The sequence below is a fragment of the Cupriavidus sp. WS genome (assembly GCF_000395345.1).
GTDB classification, from domain to species: domain Bacteria; phylum Pseudomonadota; class Gammaproteobacteria; order Burkholderiales; family Burkholderiaceae; genus Cupriavidus; species Cupriavidus basilensis_B.
In genome coordinates this window covers 1-3,140 of record NZ_AQPL01000493.1, presented here as the reverse complement: position 1 = coordinate 3,140, position 3,140 = coordinate 1, and the positions used below count along the sequence as shown (strand labels likewise).

Below are 3,140 nucleotides of genomic sequence, written 5' to 3'. Positions count from 1 at the left end.
GGCCGCCGGCGCACCGGGCCGGAACGGAAAACGCAGGAAAAAGGTAGACAAATGAATCCGAAACGAAGAGATGTGCTGCGGCTCACCTCGGTGCTGGCCCTGATGGCCGCCACCGGCCTCATCAGCGAAGCCCAGGCTGCCGAGTGGAACAAGACCGCCTTCGACGGCAAGAGCGTGGCGGACGTGATCAAGGCGCTCGGCGGCAGCGGCACCGAGAAGAGCAGCGCCATCGTCTTCAATGCCCCCGACATCGCCGAGAACGGCGCCGTGGTGCCGGTCTCCGTGACCAGCAACATTCCCGGCACCGAGCAGATCGCCATCCTGGTGGAAAAGAACCCCTACACGCTGGCGGCCGACTTCACCATCCCGGCGGGCACCGAGCCCTTCGTCTCCACCCGCGTGAAGATGGGCCAGACCTCGGTGGTGCACGCCGCCGTCAAGGCCGGCGGCAAATGGTATGTGGCGTCCAAGGAAATCAAGGTGACGCTCGGCGGCTGCGGCGGCTGAAGCCCCGCCCCGCGATCGCCCACATCCCCCAGCCCCAACCTTACCGAGAGAGCACAGAACATGGCAGACCCGATGCGCGTACGAGCCGCCGAGAATGGCGGCGTGGTCGACGTCAAGATCCTGATGAAGCACGACATGGAAACCGGCCAGCGCAAGGACGCGAACGGCAAGACCATCCCGGCCTGGCACATCCAGAACGTGACCGTCGTGTGCAACGGCAAGGAAGTGTTCCAGGCCCAGTTCGGCACGGCGGTTTCCAAGGACCCGTTCCTGAATTTCAAGTTCAAGGGCGGCGCCAAGGGCGACAAGGTCACCGTGACCTGGGTCGACAACCGCGGCGACAAGCGCACCGACGAAGCCACCATTTCCTGACGCCGCCCACCGGCCAAGCGGCCCGCGGCATCCTCTGCTATGGTTCAGGGCGAATGTCGGGCCCGGGCCGGCGCATGTGGCGCGCGGGGGCCAGACCGGAAGGATAAGCAATCATGCGGCGAGCATTTATTCGGGCAACGGCGGCGCTGGCCGCCATCGGCCTGTCGGCCAAGGCGGCGGCGCAGGCGGCCCCGGCGGCGGCCGGCGGCAAGAGCGGCAAGGGCGGGCGCGTCAAGGTGGTCTACCAGTTGTCCGAAGGCACGGACCAGGCGGTGCGCGCGATGGCCAACCTGCGCAACCACCTCAATGCCGCGCCCGACACCAAGATCGTGGTGGTGGCCTTCGGCTACGGCGTGGACTTCATCGTCGAAGGCGCGCGCGACGCGCGCGGCAATACCTTCGAGGCGGCCATCGCCTCGCTGGCCAGTTCCGGCGTGGAGTTCCGCGTATGCCGCAACACGCTGGCGGCGCGCAAGATTCCCGAATCCAGCCTGTCGATGGAAGCCAAGGTGGTGCAGGCCGGCGTGGTCGAGGTGGCCCGCCTGCAGTTCGAGGAAGACTACGCGTACATCAAGCCCTGACGGCGAGCAGGCCGGAGCCGCCGGCCCGGCGGGAAGACAAGCAATAAGACGGCCTCGGCCCGGCGTGCCAGCGCGCGGGGCTCGCCAGGCCCTGAGGAGAAGAGCCCCATGAAGACCATCAGACGCCGCCATGCCGGCGCCGCGCTGGCGTTGGCCGGCACCCTGGCGCTGGCCGGCGCGGCCGTGCATGCCCAGGGCAGCACCGCCGAGGAAATCGCCAAGTACCGGCAGATGCTGGCCGAGGGCAATCCCGCCGAACTGTGGGAAGCCGCCGGCGAGGAACTGTGGAAAAAGCCGGCCGGCCCGAAGAACGTCTCGCTCGAGCAGTGCGACCTCGGCAAGGGTCCCGGCGTGACCAAGGGCGCGTACGCGGAATTGCCGCGCCTGTTCAAGGACACCGGTCGCGTGATGGACCTGGAGCAGCGCCTGGCCTACTGCCGCGTGACGCTGCAGGGCCTGACGCAGGAAGAGGCGACCAGGAACCCGTTCGCCTCCACCGGCAAGCCGTCCGACATCGAGCGCCTGGTCTCGTTCCTGGCCGGCGAGTCGCGCGGCGTGAAGATGAACGTGCAGCTCGACACCCCGGAGGAAAAGCGCGTCTACGCGCTCGGCCAGAAGATGTTCTTCTACCGCGGCGGCGCCTACGACTTCGCCTGCGCCACCTGCCACGCCGTGGACGGCCAGCGCATCCGCCTGCAGGACCTGCCCAACCTGCTGACCCGGCAGGGCGCGCAGGCGGCCTACACCACGTGGCCAGCCTACCGCGTCTCGCAGGGCGAGGTACGCACCATGCAGCACCGCCTCTACGACTGCCTGCGCCAGCAGCGCTTTCCCGAGCCCGCCTATGGTTCCGACGTGATCACCGCGCTGAGCCTGTTCCTGGCGAAGAACGCCAACGGCGGCACCTACGACGGTCCGGCGCTCAAGCGCTGAGCGGGAGAGAGCACAGATGAAACAGACCAATCAAGCGACACTCGCCACGCTCGCCGCCGCCTTCGCCATGCTGGCCGGCGCGGGCGCGGCCCATGCGCAGGACAGCGCGAAGCCCGCCAGGGGCAGACCGGCCACCTTGGCCGCCAAGGCGGCCGCCAGCGCCGACGCCGGCACCAGCGACGCCGACATGCGCAAGCTGATCGAGAGCTCCTTCTCGTCCAAGGGGCCCGCCACCCTGGCCGGCGTGCTCGAGCGCGACGCCATGCAGGAAGCGTGCAGCGACTACCCGGACCGCACCAAGGTGCCGGCGGCCGTGGCGAAGAAGATCGAGGCCGCCGAGCTCAAGCAGGTCAAGTACCCGGCCGACGGCCACTACCTCGGCGACTGGAAGGAAGGCGAGAAGACCGCGCAGAACGGGCGCGGCATGCAGTTCTCCGACCCCGTCGGCGGCGTCAACGGCGCCAACTGCTACGCCTGCCACCAGATGACCAAGGCCGAGATCTCGTTCGGCAACATCGGCCCCTCGCTGTACCAGTACGGCAAGCTGCGCGGCAACTCCGAAGCGGTGGTCAGGTACACCTGGGGCAAGATCTGGGATTCCAGCGCGTACACCGCCTGCTCCAACATGCCGCGCTTCGGCCACAAGGGCATCCTCACCGAGCAGCAGATCCGCGACGTGATGGCGCTGCTGCTCGACCCGGCCTCGCCGGTCAACCAGTAAAGGCGCGGCCATGACCGCCGCCCGCC

At 68.4% G+C, this 3,140-nt stretch carries 5 protein-coding genes; all 5 read left to right on the top strand.

Features of this window, described 5'->3' with window-relative positions:
- Positions 1–51 precede the first annotated feature (51 nt).
- The 5 genes from soxY (at position 52) to soxX (ending at position 3,114) form a co-directional block, all read left to right on the top strand.
- A complete protein-coding gene (gene soxY, locus K206_RS0132495; RefSeq protein WP_029044342.1) occupies positions 52–507 on the top strand; it encodes a thiosulfate oxidation carrier protein SoxY in 456 nt (151 codons plus the stop codon).
- A 60-nt stretch (positions 508–567) separates the two neighbouring features.
- Positions 568–879 (top strand): thiosulfate oxidation carrier complex protein SoxZ, encoded by a 312-nt coding sequence (gene soxZ / locus K206_RS0132490; protein ID WP_029044341.1) that lies wholly within the window; start codon positions 568–570, stop codon positions 877–879.
- Between the two features lie 113 nt (positions 880–992).
- Entirely contained in the window at positions 993–1,460 is a 468-nt protein-coding gene (locus K206_RS0132485; RefSeq protein WP_020206474.1) for a DsrE family protein, read from the top strand.
- A gap of 108 nt (positions 1,461–1,568) precedes the next feature.
- Entirely contained in the window at positions 1,569–2,393 is an 825-nt protein-coding gene (gene soxA / locus K206_RS0132480; protein WP_020206473.1) for a sulfur oxidation c-type cytochrome SoxA, read from the top strand.
- A gap of 16 nt (positions 2,394–2,409) precedes the next feature.
- Positions 2,410–3,114 (top strand): sulfur oxidation c-type cytochrome SoxX, encoded by a 705-nt coding sequence (gene soxX, locus K206_RS0132475; RefSeq protein ID WP_020206472.1) that lies wholly within the window; start codon positions 2,410–2,412, stop codon positions 3,112–3,114.
- The last annotated feature ends 26 nt before the right edge of the window (positions 3,115–3,140 follow it).